26 protein-coding genes and 1 tRNA gene are annotated in these 22,390 nt (G+C 50.7%); 11 read left to right on the plus strand and 16 right to left on the minus strand.

All coding sequences use genetic code 11. From position 1 onward, the window contains the following. Positions 1-56: 56 nt before the first annotated feature. Together uraH and N037_RS22525 are read right to left on the minus strand one after the other, a co-directional pair. Positions 57-467, minus strand: a complete 411-nt coding sequence (gene uraH, locus N037_RS22520) for a hydroxyisourate hydrolase (RefSeq protein WP_023333996.1) — start codon at positions 465-467, stop codon at positions 57-59. Between the two features lie 99 nt (positions 468-566). Continuing rightward, positions 567-1,292 (minus strand): MerR family transcriptional regulator, encoded by a 726-nt coding sequence (locus N037_RS22525; protein ID WP_029740778.1) that lies wholly within the window; start codon positions 1,290-1,292, stop codon positions 567-569. 117 nt (positions 1,293-1,409) lie between these two features. Between N037_RS22525 and N037_RS22530 the strand changes: the two genes are divergently transcribed. The 3 genes from N037_RS22530 (at position 1,410) to N037_RS22540 (ending at position 3,582) form a co-directional block, all read left to right on the plus strand. Further along, the gene (locus N037_RS22530; RefSeq protein ID WP_023333998.1) at positions 1,410-1,934 is read left to right on the plus strand and encodes a lipocalin family protein; all 525 of its coding nucleotides are present in this window, start codon (positions 1,410-1,412) and stop codon (positions 1,932-1,934) included. 78 nt (positions 1,935-2,012) lie between these two features. Next, on the plus strand, positions 2,013-3,011 hold the full coding sequence (locus N037_RS22535) for a class I SAM-dependent methyltransferase (RefSeq protein WP_023333999.1): 999 nt from the start codon (positions 2,013-2,015) through the stop codon (positions 3,009-3,011). 127 nt (positions 3,012-3,138) lie between these two features. Continuing rightward, positions 3,139-3,582 carry an acetyltransferase gene (locus tag N037_RS22540; RefSeq protein WP_032643694.1) on the plus strand — a complete coding sequence of 148 codons (444 nt, stop codon included), beginning with the start codon at positions 3,139-3,141 and terminating at the stop codon, positions 3,580-3,582. Positions 3,583-3,614: 32 nt separating this feature from the next. On the opposite strand, the gene N037_RS22545 is transcribed toward N037_RS22540, so the two are convergent. The 4 genes from N037_RS22545 to N037_RS22555 form a co-directional block, all read right to left on the minus strand. Then, the gene (locus tag N037_RS22545) at positions 3,615-4,202 is read right to left on the minus strand and encodes a hypothetical protein (RefSeq protein WP_231686711.1); all 588 of its coding nucleotides are present in this window, start codon (positions 4,200-4,202) and stop codon (positions 3,615-3,617) included. Further along, on the minus strand, positions 4,199-4,564 hold the full coding sequence (locus tag N037_RS24460) for a tlde1 domain-containing protein (RefSeq protein ID WP_072051083.1): 366 nt from the start codon (positions 4,562-4,564) through the stop codon (positions 4,199-4,201). The genes N037_RS22545 and N037_RS24460 overlap by 4 nt, the downstream gene beginning before the upstream one ends. A 9-nt stretch (positions 4,565-4,573) precedes the next feature. After that, entirely contained in the window at positions 4,574-5,059 is a 486-nt protein-coding gene (gene tssD, locus N037_RS22550) for a type VI secretion system tube protein TssD (protein WP_032643696.1), read from the minus strand. 374 nt (positions 5,060-5,433) lie between these two features. Then, a complete protein-coding gene (locus tag N037_RS22555; RefSeq protein WP_032643697.1) occupies positions 5,434-5,730 on the minus strand; it encodes a SymE family type I addiction module toxin in 297 nt (98 codons plus the stop codon). A 128-nt stretch (positions 5,731-5,858) separates the two neighbouring features. Here N037_RS22555 and N037_RS24465 point away from each other — a divergent pair, with 128 nt between their 5' ends. The 3 genes from N037_RS24465 (at position 5,859) to N037_RS25315 (ending at position 7,240) form a co-directional block, all read left to right on the plus strand. Further along, entirely contained in the window at positions 5,859-6,023 is a 165-nt protein-coding gene (locus N037_RS24465) for a YlcI/YnfO family protein (protein WP_072164045.1), read from the plus strand. A gap of 33 nt (positions 6,024-6,056) precedes the next feature. Beyond that, on the plus strand, positions 6,057-6,428 hold the full coding sequence (locus tag N037_RS25310; RefSeq protein ID WP_231686712.1) for a hypothetical protein: 372 nt from the start codon (positions 6,057-6,059) through the stop codon (positions 6,426-6,428). Positions 6,429-6,667: 239 nt separating this feature from the next. Next, a complete protein-coding gene (locus N037_RS25315) occupies positions 6,668-7,240 on the plus strand; it encodes a helix-hairpin-helix domain-containing protein (protein ID WP_231686713.1) in 573 nt (190 codons plus the stop codon). A gap of 166 nt (positions 7,241-7,406) precedes the next feature. Here the strand turns inward: N037_RS25315 and N037_RS22565 are convergent, their stop codons facing one another. From N037_RS22565 to N037_RS22590, 6 genes are all read right to left on the minus strand, one after another. Beyond that, positions 7,407-8,105, minus strand: a complete 699-nt coding sequence (locus tag N037_RS22565) for a hypothetical protein (RefSeq protein WP_032643698.1) — start codon at positions 8,103-8,105, stop codon at positions 7,407-7,409. A 378-nt stretch (positions 8,106-8,483) separates the two neighbouring features. Continuing rightward, complete coding sequence (locus N037_RS22570; protein WP_032643699.1) at positions 8,484-10,817, minus strand: primase-helicase zinc-binding domain-containing protein; 2,334 nt, start codon at positions 10,815-10,817, stop codon at positions 8,484-8,486. A 14-nt stretch (positions 10,818-10,831) separates the two neighbouring features. Then, entirely contained in the window at positions 10,832-11,152 is a 321-nt protein-coding gene (locus tag N037_RS22575) for a DUF5375 domain-containing protein (RefSeq protein WP_001472077.1), read from the minus strand. Next, positions 11,149-11,376 carry a hypothetical protein gene (locus N037_RS22580; protein ID WP_032643700.1) on the minus strand — a complete coding sequence of 76 codons (228 nt, stop codon included), beginning with the start codon at positions 11,374-11,376 and terminating at the stop codon, positions 11,149-11,151. Before N037_RS22580 ends, N037_RS22575 begins: the two co-directional genes overlap by 4 nt. After that, the gene (locus tag N037_RS24475; RefSeq protein WP_082440910.1) at positions 11,373-11,921 is read right to left on the minus strand and encodes a host cell division inhibitor Icd-like protein; all 549 of its coding nucleotides are present in this window, start codon (positions 11,919-11,921) and stop codon (positions 11,373-11,375) included. Before N037_RS24475 ends, N037_RS22580 begins: the two co-directional genes overlap by 4 nt. After that, complete coding sequence (locus tag N037_RS22590) at positions 11,918-12,184, minus strand: helix-turn-helix transcriptional regulator (protein WP_032643701.1); 267 nt, start codon at positions 12,182-12,184, stop codon at positions 11,918-11,920. Before N037_RS22590 ends, N037_RS24475 begins: the two co-directional genes overlap by 4 nt. A 537-nt stretch (positions 12,185-12,721) precedes the next feature. On the opposite strand from N037_RS22590, the gene N037_RS22595 reads away from it, so the two are divergent. The 3 genes from N037_RS22595 to N037_RS22605 are packed head-to-tail and all read left to right on the plus strand — an operon-like array spanning position 12,722 to position 14,278. Further along, positions 12,722-13,465, plus strand: a complete 744-nt coding sequence (locus N037_RS22595; protein ID WP_032643702.1) for a hypothetical protein — start codon at positions 12,722-12,724, stop codon at positions 13,463-13,465. A 2-nt stretch (positions 13,466-13,467) separates the two neighbouring features. Beyond that, the gene (locus tag N037_RS22600; protein ID WP_032643703.1) at positions 13,468-13,686 is read left to right on the plus strand and encodes an ogr/Delta-like zinc finger family protein; all 219 of its coding nucleotides are present in this window, start codon (positions 13,468-13,470) and stop codon (positions 13,684-13,686) included. Positions 13,687-13,714: 28 nt separating this feature from the next. Then, on the plus strand, positions 13,715-14,278 hold the full coding sequence (locus tag N037_RS22605; protein ID WP_032643704.1) for a phage polarity suppression protein: 564 nt from the start codon (positions 13,715-13,717) through the stop codon (positions 14,276-14,278). Between the two features lie 203 nt (positions 14,279-14,481). Here the strand turns inward: N037_RS22605 and N037_RS24490 are convergent, their stop codons facing one another. The 4 genes from N037_RS24490 to N037_RS22625 form a co-directional block, all read right to left on the minus strand. Then, positions 14,482-15,966 carry a reverse transcriptase domain-containing protein gene (locus tag N037_RS24490; RefSeq protein WP_072164046.1) on the minus strand — a complete coding sequence of 495 codons (1,485 nt, stop codon included), beginning with the start codon at positions 15,964-15,966 and terminating at the stop codon, positions 14,482-14,484. Next, positions 15,967-16,695, minus strand: coding sequence for a hypothetical protein (locus N037_RS22610; RefSeq protein WP_156369751.1), 729 nt, complete (start codon positions 16,693-16,695; stop codon positions 15,967-15,969). It abuts the gene before it with no gap. Between the two features lie 117 nt (positions 16,696-16,812). Continuing rightward, a complete protein-coding gene (locus N037_RS22620; RefSeq protein ID WP_032643709.1) occupies positions 16,813-17,988 on the minus strand; it encodes a tyrosine-type recombinase/integrase in 1,176 nt (391 codons plus the stop codon). 162 nt (positions 17,989-18,150) lie between these two features. Continuing rightward, positions 18,151-18,245: transfer RNA gene (locus N037_RS22625), tRNA-Sec, on the minus strand. 288 nt (positions 18,246-18,533) lie between these two features. Between N037_RS22625 and N037_RS22630 the strand changes: the two genes are divergently transcribed. Continuing rightward, on the plus strand, positions 18,534-19,925 hold the full coding sequence (locus N037_RS22630; RefSeq protein WP_032643711.1) for a glycoside-pentoside-hexuronide family transporter: 1,392 nt from the start codon (positions 18,534-18,536) through the stop codon (positions 19,923-19,925). A gap of 12 nt (positions 19,926-19,937) precedes the next feature. After that, a complete protein-coding gene (yicI, locus tag N037_RS22635) occupies positions 19,938-22,256 on the plus strand; it encodes an alpha-xylosidase (RefSeq protein WP_032643713.1) in 2,319 nt (772 codons plus the stop codon). Positions 22,257-22,390 lie beyond the last annotated feature (134 nt).

Below are 22,390 nucleotides of genomic sequence, written 5' to 3' on the forward strand. Positions count from 1 at the left end.
AATTTGTCCAAGTATTCGCGAAACTATTTTTTATAATCCTTTAAAATCAACGCGTCTTAACTGCCCTTGTAGGTCGAGTAACCGTACTGGCTCAGCAGAAGCGGGATGTGCAGCTTTTCGTTGGTGCGGGTCACGGTAAACAGCACCGGGATCTCTGGGAAGAAGGAGTCCAGCTTTTTGCCGTGGAAGTAATCTGCGGTTTTGAAGGTCACTTTATACACGCCAGGCTGCATGTCCTGATCCTGCGGATAGAGCGATTTGATACGTCCGTCCTGGTCGGTCTTGCCGCTGGCAACCGGAGTCCATTTGTCCTGCTGCTGCTTCTCCAGCGTAACGGTAACGTCTGATGGCGGCATCCCGGTTTGCTGGTCGAGAATGTGGACGCTCAGCGTGCCGGCAGGGGCGCTAAAGGCGGCAGGGGCAAAGGCCATCGAGGCCAGGATCAGCAGAGGGGCAGTTTTTTTCATGGTGTTTTCCTGTTGAGTTATTCGTCACAGGAAAACGTTAGCATCTGCGGCGCGGGAAAATATTCAACTTTTCGTGAAGATTCCCGCAGGAGAAAATTATCAGAGGATAATGACTTCAAGCGATACCTGCTGCTGCCACTGCTCAACCTGCTTTTTCCGCCCGGCGGTGAGCTTGCCGCTGGTGACCAGAAGCCATTTACGCTCCGGGAAAATTTCCGGGGCCAGCGCGTCAGGCGGAACCGGCAGGATGTCGATGCGGTGGCCCTGCCCGGTGCGCGTTAAGGCTTCGAGCCAGATCTCGCACGGGTCATTCAGGTGCCAGCCGCTGAGCAGAATGTTATCGCCCGGCGCTTTTTTGTCACCTTCGAGACAAAACGAGGTGTAGGCGATGATGATGCCGTCGAGGATCGCGCGCAGGGTCATGGCGGCGGCGACGTTGGCCGAGACCTGGCTGCGCAGCGGGCGCAGCACGTTCGCGACCAGCTCCGGCCTTGGGTACTCGCGTCCGGCGTCGTAAATCATCTGGCGCAGGGACTCGACTTTGCCGTCCTGCAGGCGTTGCAGCATGTTCTGCTGCAGGGTTTGCCAGTTGTTGGTCCGCCCCGGCGTCGGGCGCTCCAGCAGCGGTTTGACCTGACCAATCGGGACGCCTTTTTTTACCCAGTCGAGAATTTTTAGCGCCTGCTGGACGTCCTCGTCGCTGTACTGGCGATGGCCGCCTTCCGTGCGCTGTGGCTTGAGTAAACCATAGCGACGCTGCCACGCCCGCAGGGTGGTGGCGGTAATGCCGCTGAGTCTGGCGAATTCGCCGATGGAGTAAGCCATGTCCGTGTCCAGAGTGGAGGAATACTCTCAATATACTACGAATTTTCCCGAACGGGATGAAGCGCCGAAACGGTGCACTACACTTAACATCCAACCGTGCAAATGAAAGGAATTCTCATGAAGCTATGGCCTGTTGTGACCGGTGTTGCCATTGCGCTGACGCTGGTCGCCTGTAAATCCCCCACGCCACCGAAGGGCGTGCAGCCGATTTCTGGTTTTGACGCCAGCCGCTATCTTGGCAAATGGTATGAGGTCGCCCGTCTGGAAAACCGCTTTGAACGCGGGCTGGAGAAGGTAACCGCCACCTACGGCAAGCGCAGCGACGGCGGTATTAGCGTGCTTAACCGGGGCTACGATCCGGTGAAGAGCAAGTGGAATGAGAGCGAAGGAAAAGCGTACTTTACCGGCGAGCCGACCACCGCCGCGCTGAAGGTGTCGTTCTTCGGCCCGTTCTACGGCGGCTATAACGTGATCAGGCTCGACGATAAGTACCAGTATGCGCTGGTCAGCGGCCCGAACCGCGATTACCTGTGGATCCTGTCGCGCACGCCGACCATCCCGGATGCGGTGAAGCAGGATTACCTGAACACCGCGCGCAGTCTGGGCTTCCGGGTTGACCAGCTGGTGTGGGTGAAGCAGTAAAAATCGTGCTTTCTTCCTGGGGCATTACTGGCTCGCCTGGATAGACTTCCGTTAAAAGCCCAACGGAGGGAAGACGACATGAACTGGCAGCCTTTTCGCGGCGATGCGCCGGAAAATATGACTATTTTCAGCGCGTCATTTCCCGACGTCAGCGACCAGTGGCCGATGAAAGACGATGCTGCCCGTGAGATCGCCTCCCTTGACCGTGCCCTGAAAGCCGAGCCAGCGCTTCGGCCACCCAGGGTGGAATACGAAGAAGGGGGGCAAGCCGTGCTTGTTCCCCAGAACCGCTATTCCGAACAGGCCTTCCGCAACCGCCCGGCGCTCACCGCGTGGCGCACCCGGCTGGTGCCCTCCGCGCTGGCGCTGTTTGTGGTGCAAAACCCGCTGGAAGATCGCCTGCCCGACGGAACCAAAATGGACAGCGACAGCCGCCAGTGGTTTATCCACGCGAACGATGCGGTAGGCGTGCGTTCCCGCGCCAGGGTGCTGGCCGCGCTGGTGGATAAGTACATTCACAATGAAAGCGAGAACAACTGGGTCAGCCTGGCGAGCGGCGCCGCCATCCCGGTGCTGGAGGCGCTGCGCGAAGCAAAGCTCGACGGCCAGCAGGTGTATCTCACGCTGGTGGACAAAGACCCGGTGGCGCTGAGCTGGGCCGAAACCATGGCCGCGCAGGAAGGCATTGTGGTGGGCGAACAGCTGACGCTGCTCAGGCGCAACCTGCTCCATACGCTGGTGCGTAACGAGGACCTGCTGCTGGAGCTGGGCGAGCACCAGGCCGAACTGGTCGACGCGCTGGGGATCTTCGAATACTTCAACGATACCGATGCGGTGATTTTTCTACAGCGCGCGCTGCGGCTGGTAAAGCCCGGCGGCGCGGTGATAGTGTCGAACATGCTCACCAGCAGCCCGCAAATTGACTTTGTGCTGCGGGGGATCGGCTGGGAGGATATTTACCCGAGGACGTTACAGCAGCTGCAGGATATTCACCTCGCGGCGGGCGTGCCGGTGGAAAACGTCACCGTGGTGGTGCCGAAGGACGGGGTGTATGCGGTGATGGAGATCAGGGTTTAGCGCGAGCTGTGTGGGGGGACAAACCGCACAATCGGTTCCCTCTCCCTGAGGGAGAGGGCTAGGGTGAGGGGGAGCAGGGCGCACAGAGTGACTTGCATTAGTAGGATTTTCCCAACATGATCCCTCAATGAAAATTGAAACCGCACTCCCCACACACTTCGAACGTCTGGTCGCGATCTGGGAATCCTCCGTCCGCGCCACCCATCACTTTTTACAGGAAAGCGATATTGCGGCGCTGCGCTCGTTATTGCTTAACGCCTATCTGCCAAACCTCAAGGTTGTGATTGCTCGCGATGACGCAGGCGTTATTCACGGCTTTTTAGGCGTGGATGAAAACCGCATTGAAATGCTGTTTGTTGACGATGCGAGCCGGGGGAAGGGCGTCGGGAAATTGCTGCTGCAACACGCTATTGCAGAATACGGCGCGAACGAGGTGGACGTGAATGAGCAGAATCCGCAGGGCGTGGGATTTTATCGCCATATGGGGTTTGAGCAGGTCGGACGCTCGGAACTGGACGGGCAGGGGAATCCGTTTCCGTTGTTGCATATGCGGTTGGGTGGGAAGGTTTAACGCCCTCTCCCTATGGAGAGGGAGTCTGCAAGCTAGTTACTGGTAATTTGCCCGATGATTACGCCACGCACTTTTTCGCCATCGAAGTAATAAGAGACCGTATTACTCTGGATGAATCCATTCTGTACAGGCGTCTCCTGATACAAAAGCATCGCTTTCTTTTTGGCGATCTCTTTCTTGCCGAACAATGCGACTAAATTCCCATGCTTCGCATTTAATAATGGAACATTAGCGACTGAGACGCTGACAGGTTCCGTTGTTTTAGCACACTCGTTATGGATGCCATCCCTGGCTATAGCTAGCGCAGTTAGTAATCCTGCACCCATTTCGTTATCAGAAATGAACCAGTAATTCGTGCTATCGTTGTCGTGAAGGCAGACCCAGCGTGCGGTACTGTCTTTGTTAACTGGTGTGCTGGTGATATCTGACAGGTGAGTAACCTCCATTTGCACGGTTTTCTTACCGATGGTGATGATTGGGGTAAGGGGCACTGTTGTAGAAATTTCCGTCAGCGAGCCGTCTTCATCGTAATACTGGGCCGCAAAGCCGGTCATTCCCGTTGCTGAGACGTGCGAACTGACTGCAACGAGTAATGGCAATAAACAAAATAAACGCTTCATTTGACAATCAATACCGTATCGTTGCTTTTCCAGATACTCCTTCTGGCACTCAGAGGAGCAATGATGCAGCCTTCTGAAGAGTCGTCGGGGTGCAAACTGCTTTTACCATGTATTTTAAATGAGTCCCTACCACACATATCATTTGTCGAGTAGGGCGTGAGGCTGAGAGTATATTTCCCAGTATGGGCTGAATTATGAGGGGACCCAATAGTGTAGGTACCTCGTGGCAGCGGTCCGCTGTTTTTTACACATTCTTGTGACGGATCGTTTTTGTAACCACTAGCACCTGCGTAATCTGCATCAAATTGGTAGACACCATCCAGATAAAATTTATGCTCTTTTACATCATATTCCCAGGACATACTTTCTCCTTAAGCGCGTTCTTTCCAGGTATCAGAGTGAATGATGTTTCCATCAATGTAGTGCCATGTGATTTTTTCATATGTTAGATCTACATATTCATGGTGTGTATAGCGTTCGTTTTGCGGATGTTTAATATCAAACATGATAGGTTCAATTTGAGCAACTCTTGCGTTTTCTAAAGTTGTCTTGAAGTAAGCTTCTTCTAGTCCGTTATAGTTGATCCTGTAGAATATAAATTCTGCTTTTTTTAGGGTTTGCCCAGTGCACAAGGCTTTGTAAAGATAAGAGGATGATGAATCAATCTCTTTCATGAATGCATAGGTACTACAAATGCGTTTTGCTGTGATTTTTCCGGAGAGTTTATCTATCGGTTGTTCTATAGAATGCATAAATTCTATTACTTCTATTGAACCTTCGCGATCTATTATATCGACAGATCCATTAATCTTGCGGCCTGAATCATCCTCGAGCCATAAGTAAACAGGTATAGCCATCTCAATCTCCTTTTATAGACTGAGGGAAACTACTCTCCATTATGAATTTAAATTGTGACTTTCATTTAAAAATAGAAAAGAAAATAAAATATGGAAGGGGGGCTTAAAATTGCTCTTTGCGATGTATTAGTTTCTCAGATGGATTTTTAAAAATTATAACGTTGAATTATGATTTCGTTGCCATCGTAAGATAAATGCTAAGTTAAAATAGCATCAGGTATTGAAATGATTAATGTCATCAAATATTGAACTTGTAAGTTAGCATTACATGTTGGGTTCGATTGCTTTTTGGATGTTATGTAAGAAATCTGGCATTCCATATTTTTTTATGTTGGCTGCATGCTCAGCAGCCAACTGGATAACAGCGGGAACAGTTATGATAATGGCAGGCTCGCCAGCGTGTTCTCGATCTGGCATAACTTTGCTTTAGTGCGTTTGTAATCGTCCAGAATCCTTTGTTCCTGCTCGTTATACGCCACCAGAACGATGCACCCTTTCATCACTTTAATCGTGACCTGCTGTCCGGTATCAAAACCCGCGGCGCGCAGCCACTTGCCTGAAAGGATGATTTTCGGCGTGGATTTGTCGAAAACATTCGGGCGGTATCCCACAATTAACGAACGCTCGGTTCCGGATTGGTCGGTGTCTGGGGTAGAATGCGAATCAGCCATAATCAACTCCTTGATAGTTGGTGAGGTTAGACGCCCTTTAGTGCTCCAACACTCCTGGGCGTTGTTAGAATTTCGAATCCGTGTGGTAGGTACCACATGCAGATAAATTAACCGAAGTGGTACCTACCATGCAAGAAAAAAAGAAACCAAATTTTGACCGCACTAAGAGCACGATGAAGAACATTCGGTTTGAGGACGAGCTTTTGGAACAGATTGAGAAGGCTGCGGGTAAAGGGAATTTTAGTAAGTGGGTGAAAGAGGCTTGTAGGCTGAGGTTAACTAAAAATAACTAAGTTCTTATCAAGATAACCTTAATGGAGAATAGTATGTTAATACAATCAGAGGCATTAAAACTGCTTGAATCGACTTTAAATGATTTAGAGTCCCCCCAAGGAACAATTTTATCGGCAATTCAAAAATTATATAGGGCCGCTGATTTAGTTGAAGATGAAGATGTTAAAAAGTGGTGTGCAATACAATTGGCTGATCAAAAATATACTGATCCTTTAGGGAAGCTTTTAAATCTTTATAGAGAAATACATGGTAAGAAAAAAGGAACAAAAATCTATGATGAACTTTCTACTAAAATAACCGCTCAATACGAAGATTTGAAGAAATTAGGTCTTAATAAGAAACATTTCAACTCTGAAGAATTAAATTCAAAATATAATGAATCTGGAGGGGGTATGTTGGAATAGGTTTTTTAGAAGAAAGATATTTTGATCTGGTAAGGCTCAAAGATGGAAATGATGGAACTTATTATAAAAATGATCTCTATAAACATTTAAGCTATGTTAGGAAGCTAGCACATGAATATGATAAAGAGTTATTCAAAAGATTAAAGTTTTCAGGAACAGTTAAAAGTTGTTTTGATACTCTAAAAGATGCTGTAGATGATAGATTACTTGAAATAAAAGAAGAGTTAGGTGAGCAGTTAATGCTAGCCTTCAAAGCTCTTTCTTCAGATAAACCCGAAGAATGGTCACATGCTTTGACATCTTGTCGCCGCTTAATAGAAGGTTTAGCTGATGAGTTATATCCGCCCAGCGAGGAGAAAAGAAATGGGAGAGCTTTGGGTAAAGGGCAGTACATAAATAGATTGTGGGCTTTTATGGATGATTCAATAACATCTTCCAGTAATAAGGATTTAGCTAAGTCTCATGTTGATTACTTAGGTGCATGGTTGCAAGGTTCTTATAAGCTTACAAATAAAGGAGTTCATTCAGAGTTAACTCAAATAGAAGCAACAAAAGCCGTATTTCATACATATTTAATGATTTCTGATATCCTTGAGTATATAAATTTAGAAAAACATAGTAATGGGAAGAAAAATATTAACGAAGCGTCCATTGATGAATTGGAGGTTATGCTTGATGTTAAAAGGGGTATTGCCAAAAATATAGTGAAAAAAAGAATAGAAAATGGGGTTTTAACTCTTCAACTCATAAAAGATATCCCCGGAGTGGGACCCAAAATACTGTCAAAAATTCAAGCTGAATTTGATATTTAAAATTTTTCATAAGAATACACACCAAAATTTTTGGCGGAAGATCACAGGAGTTCTTATTATTACTTAACTTGCTGTTTTTGTTGTATTTTATTTTAAGGTGGTGTTTTTGTTATACACATCGCTATACACATTGCTCCAAGCGTATGGTTCAATCTGACGGATAAAGCTAAAGCCTCCTCATCGTCTCTAGAGTTGTTTCAATTAACTCTTCTGAAGGTTTAAATCTAGACATATGACGGACACATATTACAGGGATTTTCACATCATTTAGTACGGCTGAGAAAGAGAAAGTTGTGTAATAACCCTTCTGCTGCGTATAGATGAGAGTGCTTGGATCACCGAAGTTTTTTAGCAAAATATTTGCTGCTGAAAGGGATTGTAGACTGTTGCTATAAGCGATAATCAGTTCAGGCTTACACAGAGGGATTGTGACATTCTCAAAAAATCTTGTTGAGTATTTTATGAGTTGTTCGACAGTTAGTTTGTGTCGGCTCGCCTCTTGTTTGAGTTCTGAGGCATTGGTTGAGCACATCATTAGAGCATTCGTAAATACTACGTCTTCCCATCTGTAACCGAGGCTGATAGGTAACTGTTGTAGTCGCTTAGCTAGGCGAGTAATTCCCCATTCCCCTTGCGTCCCTAAATGGACATTCGAGACAAGAGGCTTTGAATGATCCTGAATAATAGACTGGCTGTTGGTCATATGAGAATCAGCTGACGAACCATTGAAGCCCATCACAATGAGGCGTTTGCGTATAGGTGGGGAGGCTATTAATTCAAAAGCAGAATCGTAAGGTCTGCCGGGCAAATCAGCCAAGCCAAAGCGAGAAAGCCCTCCAAGAATAAAGTCTCTAGTCTTATCCATTATTCAATTTCTCTTGTGAAGCCTCATACCGACATCATACGCAAAAAAACTTTTTTTGCATTTAACTGTTCACACTGTTCACCTCGGTTATTTCTCATTTTATATCATGCAGTTAAGTGGTGATGAGTTGGTGAAGGGTGAACAGTCGACTCTTCACCTTTGTTCGTTTTGCTCGTTCTGGGGGCGCCCGGTCAGGCGATACACGGGGGGATAAAAAGTTTTTTCCGGTTTTACTGTTCACACTATTCACCATTGCTTTTTTATCAATAATTTCATGCTGATACAGGGTGAATATACGGCGAAGGGTGAACGGTGGATTGTTCACCTTATGACAATTGCCGGAAAGAAAAAGACCGGCTGTAGCCGGTCTGGAGTGGGTTATGTCGCTGCGGGTTCGTCACATTTCGGCAGCCAGTCGCCGTAGCTTTCTTCTTTCAGCGACAGGTTGGTCTGTATCCCCTGCTTTGTGTGCCGCTTCTCATAATTCAGGCCGTACTCTTTTAGCATCATGGGCAGCCCCAGTCCGAACATTTTCAGGCTGAGCACGTTCCTGTACCCGTTAGCCTCCATATAGGCCAGATACGCGTGATAGAGATACTTACGGTAATTACGCGGGACGATGCTGGCATTACCCATAAACATCCCGCTGGTCTGCGGCAGCATTTCCAGATAGCCACAAAAATCAAACGTCGGGTCAGCATCACGCTTGATACTGAGCGCCTCGTCGGAGTTCTGCTGCGACTGGAGCAGTGCGCGCGCGGTCATCGGGTCGCTGAATTTCTGCATAAGCTGGCGCACGATAACGGCCAGCTCGCGCGCAATTTTATCCCTGAGCTGCGGGTCGCGTTCTTCCGGCGCAATCTGCTCCGGGAAATGAATAATCACCCGGCGACGTGACACACCGCCGCTGCGGTCGGTGAAGCGCATCGGGTTATTGTTCACGGCCAGAATGACCGCCGGAATATGCGTTGAATACGGGTTCTGGTATTTCGGGTCAACCGAGACCGCATCGCCGCCGGTGATGGCCTTTAATCCTGCGCCGTCACCGCTCCATTTTTCCTGGTCAGGCAGACGGATAAGCGAGAAGCCAATCAGGGAGGCTCGCTTGCGCGGGTCTTCCAGCGTGTCGATGTCGGCCGACGTGGCGTTATCTTCCCCGGCGAGCAGGGTCGCGATTTCGGCCAGAATACTTTTGCCGCTGCCACCCGGACCGGTGACTTCGAGAAAGAGCTGCCAGTCGTAGCGGTTCGCAAGCACCATGAACAACGCGGCCAGTATCACGTTGCGCTTTTGTGGATTTTTACCGGCAGCACGGTCGAGCCAGCGCCAGAAATTCGGGGCATGGGTCTCCAGCGTTTCCCCCTCAACAGGCGGGGTAAAATCCACGTCGCACAGCGTGCGCAGCCAGTGCGATTTGCTGTGCGGGCTGAACAGGCCGCTCCGGGTATCGAGTACCCCGTTGCGAAAACCAATCAGACGGCGTGCCGGTGCGGCCTGCTGAGGAATAATCAGCTTCAGCGTCTCCACCACTGAGGTGATTCTCCCCGACGAGAACGGGGCGCGCAGGCGCTGGAAAAGCCCGGCTACGTCGCGTTCGAAATTGGACGGCTGAACGACTTTCCATATCCCTGCTTCATAACGGGACAGGAGCTGGCCGTTCGCATCCACTGCCAGCGCTTCGCCGTAATGCTCATGCACCCGCAGAGCCTTGTCGCTGGCGCTCATGGCGGTAAATTCCGCCTCGCTCATGGTGTCGAACGGACTTTGTACCGGTGGCCGGATGGCGTCATAAATGGCTTTCCGCGTGGCCTCCCCGCCATTCTGCACAAACGCATCATTCCAGTCACCGAACACCGGCGGCAGGGCGACAATGCCCTCACAGGCGTCTGCGGCCGCTGCGGCTTTGTTCTGGCCGTCGCCGCTCAGGTCGCGGTCGGCGGCGAGCACAATCTGACAGGCCGGGTGTTTCTGACGGGCAAGGCTCGCCAGAGAAAGGAGGTTCACGGACGACAGCGCCACCATGACGGTTTCGCCGGTCAGGTGATGCACGGTGAGTGCGGTCGCATAACCCTCCGCAATCCACAGGCGTTTTCCGGCCTGTTTTTTCCCTTCGATGACATGACATGCCCCTTTGACCTGACCGCCTTTCAGGGTGCGTTTGAGACCGTCAGCATTGATAAGCTGAAGGTTAACCAGTGCGCCGGTATCGTCATACAGCGGGACAACCACATCACCGGTGCGGAACGTCACGCCGCCGGTTTTATGCATGACGGTGAGCGTCAGACATTCCAGAGCGGGGAAACCCTTGCGGGTGAGGTAGGCATTGCCGGTGGCCGGTCGGGTTTTCTCCATGAGCCTGGCGGCCAGCGCGGCCGCCGCTTTGCGGTCGGCCTCCGTTTCAGCCTCTGCGGCCGCAATCACTTCCGGGGCAACCGGCGGCAGGTTGCCGGTCACGGCGTTCACCTTCCCGGCAGCTTCTGACGGGGTCACGCCAAACACTTTCTCTACCAGCTTAAGCCCGTCACCTGCGCCACACTGGTTGCAGAACCACGTCCCGCGCCCCTCTTTATCGTCAAAGCGGAAACGGTCAGAGCCGCCGCACACCGGACAGGCCTGATGCCGGTTTTTAATGACCTTAACACCCAGCGCCGGGAGAATGCGCGGCCAGTGGCCGCACGCCTGTTTTACCGTCTCTGTTACGTTCATTTTCATCGTTGTTTTCTCCCTCAGTGCAGTACCGGTGCGGTGATATGACGGGCGCAAAGCTCATCCATCACGGCCAGCCCGAGGAAGGACAGCGAGGGGGCAGCTTTGAGTGGTCCGGCTTCCATTAAATCTTCCAGCAGTGCACAGGCAATCTGGCGGCCTTTTTCCTCGCCGTGCTGGCGCAGGTAGAAGCCCTCCAGCTCGGCGGCAATGGCGCTTTCCAGCGCGTCAAGGGTGAGGTGCGGATAGCGGTGCTGGCGTTCGCACAGGGTCAGCCATGCACAGGCCACGGCGCGGCGATACAGCGCGGCGCGTAATACGGGAGGTAATGGCTTTTTCATACGTTACCCTCTTCGGTCAGCCACTGCTGATTGCAGCGTTCGACCACGCCGTCGAGCTGGGCGGTCATGAGGTAAATCACGGAGGTAAGCTGTAACTGCTGCGCAGGGTCACGACGAACGGACGTACAGTCCTGCACCTGCATCAGCTCATTGACGAGCTGGCCGACATTGCGCATGTGCTCAAGGCATTCGAGGTCGCGGGCGGTAATGGTGGTGTGTCTCATGCGCGCACCTCCGCAACCGGCAGACGACCGGCAAACGAGAGGACGTAATCGCGAGCGAGGGAAAGACGTGCGGCGTGCTCATCACCGGCAACGGTGCGGAGCATACAGATACGGGGTTTACGGTCTGTGCGACGAACAGCGGCAAACACAAAGACAAACTGCGGGTGTGACGGGGTTAGGGTCGTAGCCATGATGGCAGCCTCCATTGAGTAGCGGTTACTGCTACCACCGGAGTTCTCACGCTCGGGTGGTAGCCCAGACGGGGGTGAGAAACCGGCCTCAATGGGTACCGGCCAGCCCGAAGGCTGCCCCGCCTGAGCCACCATTACGCAGATACAGCAACGGCTTAAGAACCGATGCGTAAACAACAGGTGCACATAGGCATAGACACAAAAAAAGACGCATGGCGCGTCCGGTGTCGCCACTGAGTAACTCGGGTTCTCACGCCCGGCTGCCGATTTTGCGACAGCGGGAAAACTATACCTGGAAACGGCGAAAAGAAGCAAGCCAGAAAAAGGGGCTGTTTGCTGAACGGTCATCATCATGCGTCATAGTCCCGGTTACGTTCGGCAATGCGATCCGCCATCCATGCAGTGATTTCAGACTGAGCCCACGCCACATTATTTCCGCCGAGGGATATTTGCTTCGGAAAAGCCTCCCGGCTGATGAGGTCGTAAATAGTCGAGCGGGACAGGCCGCACAGATGCATCACTTCGGGGAGACGGATAAAGCGCTCGTGAACGGTATCAGAAACCGGCATCAGCGGCGCGGCAGGGGCAGAAGACGGGGAAGAAAAAGCGGTGTGCATCGGGCTACCTCATAATGTCCATACAGTGCCGGTCATGTCCGTCCGGCTTCGGGTAGCTCCTTATTATGTCTATATTTTTCCTCAGGTCATGTGAGATTTTTGGGGAAACAAACATTGACTTTTCGCTATGGCAAACAAAGGAAAACGCTGGCAAACATATGCAAATCACTGCATTACAATGCAGCAATTTCTATTACTTTTAGTTATACGTTTTTCATTTTTAATCGAAATAAAGTCTAAGTGGTATAGACAGAGCAAAACAGGAGGGTGAACAGTGGTGAACAGACGGTGAACAGTCATGCCGTCAACTGTTCACCCTTTATCTTACTGTATTTCTTATATTTTTATTTAAGGTGAACAGTGGTGAATAGTTATAAGTAAAAAAAAAAATTGAGAGAAAGGTTTTGCTGAGACCTTTCTCTGGCAAGCCGGGTTTTAAGTGCTATTTGTGCCAGAACTGCCACAACTGCAATGAATCGAGATGTTGTGTGATGAAGGGCAGAATCATTTCAGGTTGAACACACGGAGAGCCTGAACATGAAACCCGAAACAGTCATCACCGCCCTGCAGAATGTAGCCGCCCAACAGTCTGCAGAGAGCAGCCAGCGCATCACATATAAGCTGAGCGCATTCACTGCGGCCAGAGACACGCACGCGGCCAGCATGCAGGAACTGAAAGAGATTGATACGTCCATTGAACGCTGTAAGCAGGAGCGGCAGACCGCCCTCAGTGAGAGTGCAGAGGCGGAGCAGGACTGGCGCAGCCGCTTCCGCACCCTGCGCGGCAATCTCACCCCTGAAATGAAAGCTGAGCACAGCAAGCGTATCGCCAGTCGCGAGCTGGCCGACGAGTTCACCGGCCTGATTGCGGAGCTGGAGACTGACCGGACACGCGCCATGCTGAATGCCTGCTCCACCGGCAATAAATACCTGTCAGCGCATGATGATGCCTTTACCACTTATGCCGGTGCGGAATGGGCTCAGGCGGTCAACACGCTCCCCGCCGCGCTCATTCGTGCTTTCCTGCTGCGCATTCGTGCCCTCGAAATGAAGGGTGACAGCGCACCGCAGTCCGTGGCCATCGGCGAGCTGCGCGATGCGCTGAGCCGTCAGGGCAGCCTGTATCAGTTCGATATGAAGCAGGAGCCGGTATTGTCCGTGACGGGCATGCACCGGCCACAGATTACCGGTGTGGATATGGAGTTGTTACGCAGCCCGGCGAAGAGAATGATGCTCGCCAGAAAGCTGTCTGAAAATGACGGCACTAAGGTGGAGGCATAAGTATGTTTCACTGTCCGTTCTGCAAAACCAGTGCACACGCCCGCACCAGTCGTTATCTGTCAGAGAACGTTAAACAGCGCTATCACCAGTGCGTGAATATCGAGTGCTCGGCAACTTTCCGCACGCTTGAATCCGTTGACGGGATTATCTGTCCGCCGCCGACAGAGCCGGTCATTCCTGCGTCCGAACCGGCAGCCACCGTTAACCGTGCGGGCGCTTAAACACGACCAGTCATCAGGAGAAACTTACGTGACCACACTGATGCTACAGAAAGCCTTTGAGGCCTGTCAGGCAAATAAATCCGCCTGGCTGCAACGCAGGGATGAACTGAAGCAGGCCGAACAGGCATACCGCGAACAGCTTGCCGGTAACGGCCACAGCGGCCGGAGCCTGCAAACGCTGCGCGAGATTATTGACGTGAAAAAGTGGGAAATAAATCAGGCTGCCGGGCGTTATATCCGCTTGCATGAGGAGGTGCAGCGCATCAGCATCCGCGACCGTTTAAATGATTTTATGCAGGTGCACGGCGCGGAGCTGGCCGCCGCCCTTGCCCCCGAGCTGATGAATTATTCCGGGCAGCATTCCGCCGTTCAGCGCTGCGCCATGCAGCACTCACTCGACTGTCTGCGGGAGGCGTTACAGCTCTGGCTGTCCGCGGGTGAAAAAATTAATTATTCGGTGCAGGATAATGACATTTTAACGGCCATAGGGTTCAGGCCTGACGCGGCTTCGCGCGATGATAATCGTGAAAAATTCACGCCTGCACAGAACCTGAATTACACCCGCCGCCGTACAGAACTGGCCGTGCAGTAGTCCGCTTAAAAATCCCCGAAAATCCCGCCATTTTTACGTACAAAAGCCATGCATGCATAGGTGCATGGTTTTGCATGCGTTTTAACGACACTGAATTCCCCGCCAGCGCCAGCACTGGCGCGCCCTGAGACCAATCATGCACCTGCATTAAAAGCGCCCCCTTAAGCGGGCAGGCGGGGCGGGGAGAGCATTGCGCGCTAAAACTATTTTGATAATTTATCAAGGATAGATAAGTACTTGTCCTCTTCGAAGCTAAAACCGAATTTTTTGAAGGATTTTAGATAATTGAAATGCCCCTTCAGTGTGCTTAACGTTAATGGGTTTCGATCATTTGACTTTAGCGCCTGATCAAAAATTGCCCTGACTTTTCTACGATATGCACGAGTTGGTCTAAGGGGACCGTTAACTAAAATACCAGTAACAGCTTGCCTGTTATTATATGAGAGCAACCTATACTTTGAATTGTTTAAAGTAAATCCAAGATTGTTAATTTTATTCCTTGCAAGACCAACCAATTCCTCCACTAAATATCTTTTATTTCCACTTATTGTTATATCATCCGAATATCTGGTATATACACAGTTTCGTACTAGCGCCTGATTTGTCATCGCTTCATCAAAGTCATGCAATATAGCATTTGATATACTAGGACTGGTTGGTGCGCCTTGAGGTAAGGTACCATATAGAGTTGTTAAGCCAGATATGGCATTAACTAGGTGCTCAGATATATTGCATCTGAGAAGACAGTTTTTTATCATGGTTTTATTTATGGAATCAAAATAATTCTCGATATCAATGTTCGCGATAAATTTACTATCTTGGTGTGGATATGCATTATCATGAATGCTAACGCCTTTTCTATATGAGAAACATGAAGAGTGAATTTTTAATCTATTCAAAAAGTAATCATTAATCCAATACTGTGTGACTTTTAGAAATTTTCTCGGAGCTGATATTTTGCGGACTCCACCGTTTTTTTTATTCATTTCATAAAAACGATAATATTTCTCAGGGTTTTTTATCATTGAACTAATAAGTCGAGGAGTAAGCCCTAAACAAGATGCAATTGTCAAAATGCCGTTATTTTCGAAAAGAGGATTATTTAATGATTTGTATGAATAGAAAAGGGGAGCAGCTATATGTTTTTTTTCGGTGTTTAAAAATTCAATGCTATTTGAAAAAGAGCTAGCCTTACTACTGGACATTGAACCAATTCGTAATTGCTCAAAGATCCGCACCCAAGCCTGTCTTGGGCGACTGGGCAAGGTCCCGGACGCCCAAGACAGGCTTGGGTGCGGAACCTCTTTTATGTATGGCCTTAACTGCAAAGACGGCGATTCGCCGCCCATATTCTTTGTATCAGTAGAGGCTAGCGTTTCCAATTTAGTAGATTCGTGACATTTGTCAAGAAGAAAAATACGTAGTTTGTCTCTTAGTTTTTTTAAATTTGCGGTAAGTTTATCTTCGCCTGCAGGAGTTACAGAATAAAGCTCGTTTTTAATTGATACTACTTCCAGATAGCCAATTTTTTGTAACTCTCTAAAGTATAGCCTTATAGATTCAATGTCAGGTAATGTCTCACCGTCTGCTAATAATAATTTAAGATAATTCAGTGTCTCTGATGGTGACGCAGGTTGGATAATTGAATTTGCCCATAATAGTAAGCGAAAGTTTATAGAGTTAGACATTTACCCTCCTAAAAGCCCTTTATCCTTAGAGATTAGTTTTTTATTTCTGATTCGTCTGATAATGTTATCGATTTTCTCATTTTCTATATCAGTTATGTTAAATATTTTTATACTATTATCGTCGCAGTACTGAATGACTCCCAATGAGAAAAATTTATCAAGGTTTTTGATTTTATCATTAAAAATGACTATTAAATCTAGTTTTTTTATATCCTTTGTAACTTTATAATAACTAATTAAAGTTATTTGAGATAGAGTTAATTCATCCAAAACAAATATTATGATGCTGTCGCATTTTTTCTTGATGAAATCCAGTTCTGCTATATGCGTATATAGACTTTCAGTCTCAGGTAAGGGCTGTTTCCCTCCTCCCTCATATACCACAGCATCTATTTTAATAAGTTCGGTCTTTAAGTTTTTAATACATGAGTCGAAATGCTTGTCTTGTAATTTATTGGGGTAGCATAAAAAAATATTAAGCTCAGAATGAACTAGTTCATTCTCTAAAGCATCAACTATTCCCTCTCTAATTTCGTTAGGGATTGATAGAACATCATTGGCGTAAATTGAAATATTGTATTGATTAACCTTGGCATCATTATTTGAGCCAATAACGTTTATTGTTGATTTTTGAGAGTTATTATTGCTCATTCTTCTGAGTATTTTTTGCTTTATTGTTCGACCCAATTGTAAACATGCAAGACTTTTGTTTGTTAGATTTGTTCCCATCTTTTTCCGACCGAAAGAATAATTTAGCGATAAATATGATAAATGTGACAATCAATAAGCCGGCACCTGAGAATAACCATTCTTTATTATCCAATACCCATTGAAGTTTCTCTTGCATCAGACATCTCCAGTTAAAATATAATCAGCATACCATTGTAACATTTTTTTTCTATTTCGCTCATAATTAGCATGATTGTACACACCGCGAATACTATTCTTATCGACGTGCGCTAGCTGCAATTCAATCCAAGCACTATCAAACCCTTGTTCATGCAATATTGTCGACATTGTATGTCTAAAACCGTGACCCGTAGCACGTCCTTTGTAGCCAAGTAGCTCAATCACTTGTGACACACTTTCTTTAGAAATAGGCTTGCTTCGATTGTTTCTACCAATAAAAATGTAGGGATAATGACCAGTGATAGGCTTGAGCTGTTTAAAGAGGTCTACCACCTGAGTAGACAAAGGTACAATATGTGGTCTGCGCATTTTCATCCGTTCTGCTGGTATCTCCCATATACCTTTATCCAAGTCAACTTCTTCCCATGTAGCAAAGCGCATCTCCTGCGTTCTTACACCAGTTAGCATGACTATCTTTGTAGCATTTTTGGTGATGATGCTGCCGGTGTATGCTTCCAAATCCCGAATGAAATGAGGCAGCTCTTCGGCAGATAGAAAAGGATGGTGCTTTTGCTTCGGAACGGCCAGAGCGATGGCTAAATCAGGCGCAGGATTGTATTCAGCGCGGCCAGTTATGATTGCATAGCGATAAACCTCACCGCACCTCTGACGCACCTTACGTGTTTTCTCAAGTGCCCCACGCTTCTCTATTCGGCGCAATACTTCAAGCAGTTCTAACGGTTTGATTTCACTGATAGGACGTTTCCCAATCAACGGGAACACATCTTGCTCAAATGTTTTAATGATTTCTTCGCGGTAGGCCAGTGTCCAGCGATCGGCTTTACTAGAATGCCACTCCCGACATATCGCTTCGAATGAGTTTTCTGTTGAGAGCTGCTGTGCAAGCTTTTGGGCTTTACGTTCTTCCACTGGGTCTATGCCGTTTGCTACCTGCTTACGAGCTGTATCGCGTTTCTCACGTGCTTCTGCGAGGCTCACAAGGTCGTAGCTGCCAAATGACATTAGCCGTGCTTTCCCGGCAAAGCGGAAACGGAAACGCCAGCCTTTCGAGCCATCGGGATTGATAAGCAATGACAGGCCTTGCCCGTCGTTCAATGTGTATGGCTTGTCTTGGGGCTTTGCTCGTTTGATTTGTATGTCTGTAAGTGCCATGTGTATAAGCCAAAAATGTGTATAAAAAATCTATACACATCACTATACATATTTTTCATGGATTCAGGGAGAACTTGTCGGACTGCTACGGATGATTAATCTACAATGGTGATTGAAAATAAAGGGTTTTTAAGACTTTCTCGGATGGGTGAGGAGGAACTTTGGCGGAAGATCACAGGAGTCGAACCTGCCCGGGAACGCTGGCGTCCCCAACTGGATTTGAAGTCCAGCCACCTCACCGGAGATGACGATCTTCCGCGCCTCGATTGCTACATGGAGGCGGGGCGCATTATAGCTACTTTCAGGCATTTACCACATACCCCGACACACTTTTTTCACCTCTCTTTTAACCTGTACACCCCTGTTTCAGTTAATTCCTAAGAAAATCCTCATGTTAGCCCTTCGTGCTCTCAACATTTACCGCGATCACAAAAAACAAGAAACGTAATCTGCTAACCAGAAAACGCAATACCCGCCTTTGAAACAATGGTTTAAAACCAATGCAACCGGTCTCAGCGCCCCCTACAGCGTGAAGGATAAAAAAGATGAGCGAAGTATTGTCAGTAAAAGAGAAGATTGGCTACGGCATGGGAGACGCCGCCAGCCACATCATTTTTGATAACGTCATGTTGTACATGATGTTTTTCTACACCGATATTTTCGGCATTCCCGCCGGGTTTGTCGGCACCATGTTCCTGCTGGCGCGCGCGCTGGATGCGATTTCCGACCCGTGCATGGGCCTGATTGCCGACCGCACCCGCAGCCGCTGGGGCAAGTTCCGTCCGTGGATTTTGTTTGGCGCTATCCCGTTCGGCATCGTCTGCGTGCTGGCCTACACCACGCCGGACCTCAGCCTCAACGGCAAAATGATTTACGCCGCCGTTACTTACACCCTGCTGACCCTGCTCTATACCGTGGTCAACATCCCGTACTGCGCGCTCGGTGGCGTGATCACCAACGACCCGACGCAGCGTATCTCCCTTCAGTCCTGGCGCTTCGTGCTGGCGACGGCGGGCGGCATGCTCTCCACGGTGCTGATGATGCCGCTGGTGAACCTGATTGGCGGCGACGATAAGGCGTTCGGCTTCCAGGGCGGGATCGCCGTGCTGTCGGTGGTCGCGTTCCTGATGCTGGCGTTCTGCTTCTTTACCACCAAAGAGCGCATAGAGGTGCCGCCGAGCACCACCTCTATGCGGGAAGACCTGCGCGACATCTGGCACAACGACCAGTGGCGCATCGTCGGCGTGCTCACCATCCTCAACATCCTAGCCGTCTGCGTGCGCGGCGGCGCGATGATGTACTACTGCACCTGGATCATGGGCTCGCCGGAGGTGTTCGTCGCGTTCCTCACCACCTACTGCGTCGGCAACCTGATCGGCTCCGCGCTGGCGAAACCGCTCACCGACTGGAAGTGCAAGGTCAGCATCTTCTGGTGGACCAACGCCGCGCTGGCGGTGGTCAGCGTGGCGATGTTCTTCGTCCCGATGCATGCCACCGTGCTGATGTTCGCCTTTATCTTCGTCATCGGCATGCTGCACCAGCTGGTGACGCCGATCCAGTGGGTGATGATGTCCGATACCGTCGACTACGGCGAATGGACCAACGGCAAACGCCTGACCGGCATCAGCTTTGCGGGCACGCTGTTCGTGCTGAAGCTCGGCCTGGCGCTGGGCGGGGCGATGATCGGCTGGATGCTGGCAGGCGGCGGCTACGACGCGGCAGCCAAAACCCAGAACAGCGCGACCATCAGCATCATTATCGGCCTGTTTACCCTGGCCCCGGCGGTCTGCTACGTGCTGAGCGCCATCATCGCCAAACGCTACTACACGCTGAAAACCCCTTTCCTGACCAAAATCATGAGCGAGCTGGCGCAGGGCGCGCGCCGCAATCAGCAGGAGTTTGAAAACCTGCCGGTCAGCAAAGAATTACAGAACTAAGAGGACGAGAGTATGAAAATCAGTGATGGAAACTGGCTTATTCAACCGGGCCTGAACGTGACGTATCCGGTGCAGGTGTTCGACGTGGAGCAGCAGGGCAATGACCTGGTGGTGTTTGTTGCGCCGCGTGACGTGCGCGAACGCACCTGGCAGCTCGACACGTTGATGTTCACGGTGCGCCTGTTTGCCCCGCAGGAGGGAATTGTCGGGGTGCGTATCGAGCATTTCCAGGGCGCGCTGAATAACGGCCCGCACTATCCGCTCAACGTATTAAAAGACGTGAAGGTAGAGATTGAAAACAACGCCGATTTTGCCGAGCTGAAAAGCGGCAGCGTCAGCGTGCGCGTCGCCAAAGGCGAGTTCTGGGCGCTGGATTTCCTGCGTAACGGCCAGCGCATTACCGGCAGCCAGCTGAAAAACAACGGCTACGTGCAGGACAGCAATACCGACCGCAATTACGTGTTCGAACGTCTGGATCTGGGCGTGGGCGAAACGGTCTACGGTCTGGGCGAGCGCTTTACCGCGCTGGTGCGCAACGGCCAGACGGTCGAAACCTGGAACCGCGACGGCGGTACCAGCACCGAGCAGTCCTACAAAAACATCCCATTCTACCTGACCAACCGCGGCTACGGCGTGCTGGTGAATCACCCCGAGAACGTCTCGTTTGAAGTCGGCTCCGAGAAGGTCTCCAAAGTGCAGTTCAGCGTGGAAGGGGAATATCTCGAGTACTTCGTGATCGACGGCCCGACGCCGAAAGAAGTGCTGAACCGCTATACCCGCTTCACCGGCCGTCCGGCGCTGCCGCCTGCGTGGTCGTTCGGCCTGTGGCTGACCACCTCGTTCACCACCAACTACGACGAAGCGACGGTAAACAGCTTTATCGACGGCATGGCCGAGCGCAACCTGCCGCTGCACGTGTTCCACTTCGACTGCTTCTGGATGAAGGCCTTCCAGTGGTGCGACTTCGAGTGGGACCCGGTGACCTTCCCGGATCCGGAAGGCATGATCCGCCGCCTGAAAGAGAAAGGGCTGAAGGTCTGCGTGTGGATCAATCCGTATATCGGCCAGAAATCGCCGATCTTCCGGGAGTTGAAAGAGAAGGGCTACCTGCTGAAGCGCCCGGACGGCTCCCTGTGGCAGTGGGACAAATGGCAGCCGGGGCTGGCGATCTATGACTTCACCAACCCGGACGCGTGCAGGTGGTATGCGGACAAACTGAAAGGCCTGGTGGAGATCGGCGTCGACTGCTTCAAGACCGACTTCGGCGAGCGTATCCCGACGGACGTCCAGTGGTTTGACGGTTCCGATCCGCAGAAGATGCACAACCATTACGCCTACATCTACAACGAACTGGTGTGGAACGTGCTGAAAGAGACGGTGGGAGAAGAAGAGGCGGTGCTGTTTGCCCGTTCTGCCTCCGTGGGTGCGCAACAGTTCCCGGTACACTGGGGTGGCGACTGCTACGCCAACTATGAGTCGATGGCCGAAAGCCTGCGCGGCGGGCTGTCGATTGGCCTGTCCGGCTTCGGGTTCTGGAGCCACGATATCGGCGGGTTCGAAAACACCGCTCCGGCGCACGTCTACAAACGCTGGTGCGCGTTCGGGCTGTTCTCCAGCCACAGCCGCCTGCACGGCAGCAAATCCTACCGCGTGCCGTGGGCGTACGATGACGAGTCCTGCGATGTGGTGCGCCACTTCACGCAGCTGAAATGTCAGCTGATGCCGTACCTGTATCGTCAGGCGGCGCTGGCCCGCGAGTTCGGCACGCCGATGCTGCGGGCGATGATGCTGGAGTTCCCGGACGATCCGGCGTGCGATTACCTCGACCGCCAGTACATGTTGGGGGATTCAATGATGGTGGCGCCGGTGTTCTCCGAGGCGGGCGACGTGCAGTTCTACCTGCCGGAAGGGCGCTGGACGCACCTGTGGCACAACGATGAAATCGAGGGTAGCCGCTGGCATAAGCAGCAGCACGATTTCCAGAGCCTGCCGGTCTACGTGCGCGACAACACGCTGCTGGCGCTGGGTAACAATAACCAGAAGCCGGACTACGCGTGGAACGCGGGGACGGCCTTCCAGCTGTTTAACCTGGACGACGGCGCCACGGCGGTGAGCGAAGTGCCTGCGGCGGACGGTTCGGTTGCGTTTACGCTGAAGGCGTCACGTCGGGGCGACATCGTGACCTTTACCGGCGCGGGAGACGCGCAAAACTGGTCGGTGTGCTTGCGCAACGTGCAGAAGGTCGGCGGCGTAAAAGGCGGTTCACATGTAGGCAGCGAGTGGGGTGTGGTGGTGAAAGCGGAGGGGAATGAGGTGGTGGTTCACTTCTGAGCCGCAAAAATGCCCGGTGGCGCTTCGCTTACCGGGCCTACGATAATAATGCGGTCTGATGCCCTCACCCTGGCCCTCTCCCACAGGGAGAGGGAACCAAAACCTCGTAGGCCGGGTAAGGCGTAGCCGCCACC

This window comes from Enterobacter sp. EGD-HP1 (genome assembly GCF_000733275.2).
In the GTDB taxonomy this organism is placed as follows: Bacteria; Pseudomonadota; Gammaproteobacteria; order Enterobacterales; family Enterobacteriaceae; genus Enterobacter.

Bases quoted from the DNA above. Each gene is read 5' to 3' on its own strand.
- uraH (WP_023333996.1), bottom strand. From the start codon at position 467: ATGAAAAAAACTGCCCCTCTGCTGATCCTGGCCTCGATGGCCTTTGCC.
- N037_RS22525 (WP_029740778.1), bottom strand. From the start codon at position 1,292: ATGGCTTACTCCATCGGCGAATTCGCCAGACTCAGCGGCATTACCGCC.
- N037_RS22530 (WP_023333998.1), top strand. From the start codon at position 1,410: ATGAAGCTATGGCCTGTTGTGACCGGTGTTGCCATTGCGCTGACGCTG.
- N037_RS22535 (WP_023333999.1), top strand. From the start codon at position 2,013: ATGAACTGGCAGCCTTTTCGCGGCGATGCGCCGGAAAATATGACTATT.
- N037_RS22540 (WP_032643694.1), top strand. From the start codon at position 3,139: ATGAAAATTGAAACCGCACTCCCCACACACTTCGAACGTCTGGTCGCG.
- N037_RS22545 (WP_231686711.1), bottom strand. From the start codon at position 4,202: ATGAAGCGTTTATTTTGTTTATTGCCATTACTCGTTGCAGTCAGTTCG.
- N037_RS24460 (WP_072051083.1), bottom strand. From the start codon at position 4,564: ATGTCCTGGGAATATGATGTAAAAGAGCATAAATTTTATCTGGATGGT.
- tssD (WP_032643696.1), bottom strand. From the start codon at position 5,059: ATGGCTATACCTGTTTACTTATGGCTCGAGGATGATTCAGGCCGCAAG.
- N037_RS22555 (WP_032643697.1), bottom strand. From the start codon at position 5,730: ATGGCTGATTCGCATTCTACCCCAGACACCGACCAATCCGGAACCGAG.
- N037_RS24465 (WP_072164045.1), top strand. From the start codon at position 5,859: ATGCAAGAAAAAAAGAAACCAAATTTTGACCGCACTAAGAGCACGATG.
- N037_RS25310 (WP_231686712.1), top strand. From the start codon at position 6,057: ATGTTAATACAATCAGAGGCATTAAAACTGCTTGAATCGACTTTAAAT.
- N037_RS25315 (WP_231686713.1), top strand. From the start codon at position 6,668: ATGCTAGCCTTCAAAGCTCTTTCTTCAGATAAACCCGAAGAATGGTCA.
- N037_RS22565 (WP_032643698.1), bottom strand. From the start codon at position 8,105: ATGGATAAGACTAGAGACTTTATTCTTGGAGGGCTTTCTCGCTTTGGC.
- N037_RS22570 (WP_032643699.1), bottom strand. From the start codon at position 10,817: ATGAAAATGAACGTAACAGAGACGGTAAAACAGGCGTGCGGCCACTGG.
- N037_RS22575 (WP_001472077.1), bottom strand. From the start codon at position 11,152: ATGAAAAAGCCATTACCTCCCGTATTACGCGCCGCGCTGTATCGCCGC.
- N037_RS22580 (WP_032643700.1), bottom strand. From the start codon at position 11,376: ATGAGACACACCACCATTACCGCCCGCGACCTCGAATGCCTTGAGCAC.
- N037_RS24475 (WP_082440910.1), bottom strand. From the start codon at position 11,921: ATGATGATGACCGTTCAGCAAACAGCCCCTTTTTCTGGCTTGCTTCTT.
- N037_RS22590 (WP_032643701.1), bottom strand. From the start codon at position 12,184: ATGCACACCGCTTTTTCTTCCCCGTCTTCTGCCCCTGCCGCGCCGCTG.
- N037_RS22595 (WP_032643702.1), top strand. From the start codon at position 12,722: ATGAAACCCGAAACAGTCATCACCGCCCTGCAGAATGTAGCCGCCCAA.
- N037_RS22600 (WP_032643703.1), top strand. From the start codon at position 13,468: ATGTTTCACTGTCCGTTCTGCAAAACCAGTGCACACGCCCGCACCAGT.
- N037_RS24490 (WP_072164046.1), bottom strand. From the start codon at position 15,966: ATGTCTAACTCTATAAACTTTCGCTTACTATTATGGGCAAATTCAATT.
- N037_RS22610 (WP_156369751.1), bottom strand. From the start codon at position 16,695: ATGGGAACAAATCTAACAAACAAAAGTCTTGCATGTTTACAATTGGGT.
- N037_RS22620 (WP_032643709.1), bottom strand. From the start codon at position 17,988: ATGGCACTTACAGACATACAAATCAAACGAGCAAAGCCCCAAGACAAG.
- N037_RS22630 (WP_032643711.1), top strand. From the start codon at position 18,534: ATGAGCGAAGTATTGTCAGTAAAAGAGAAGATTGGCTACGGCATGGGA.
- yicI (WP_032643713.1), top strand. From the start codon at position 19,938: ATGAAAATCAGTGATGGAAACTGGCTTATTCAACCGGGCCTGAACGTG.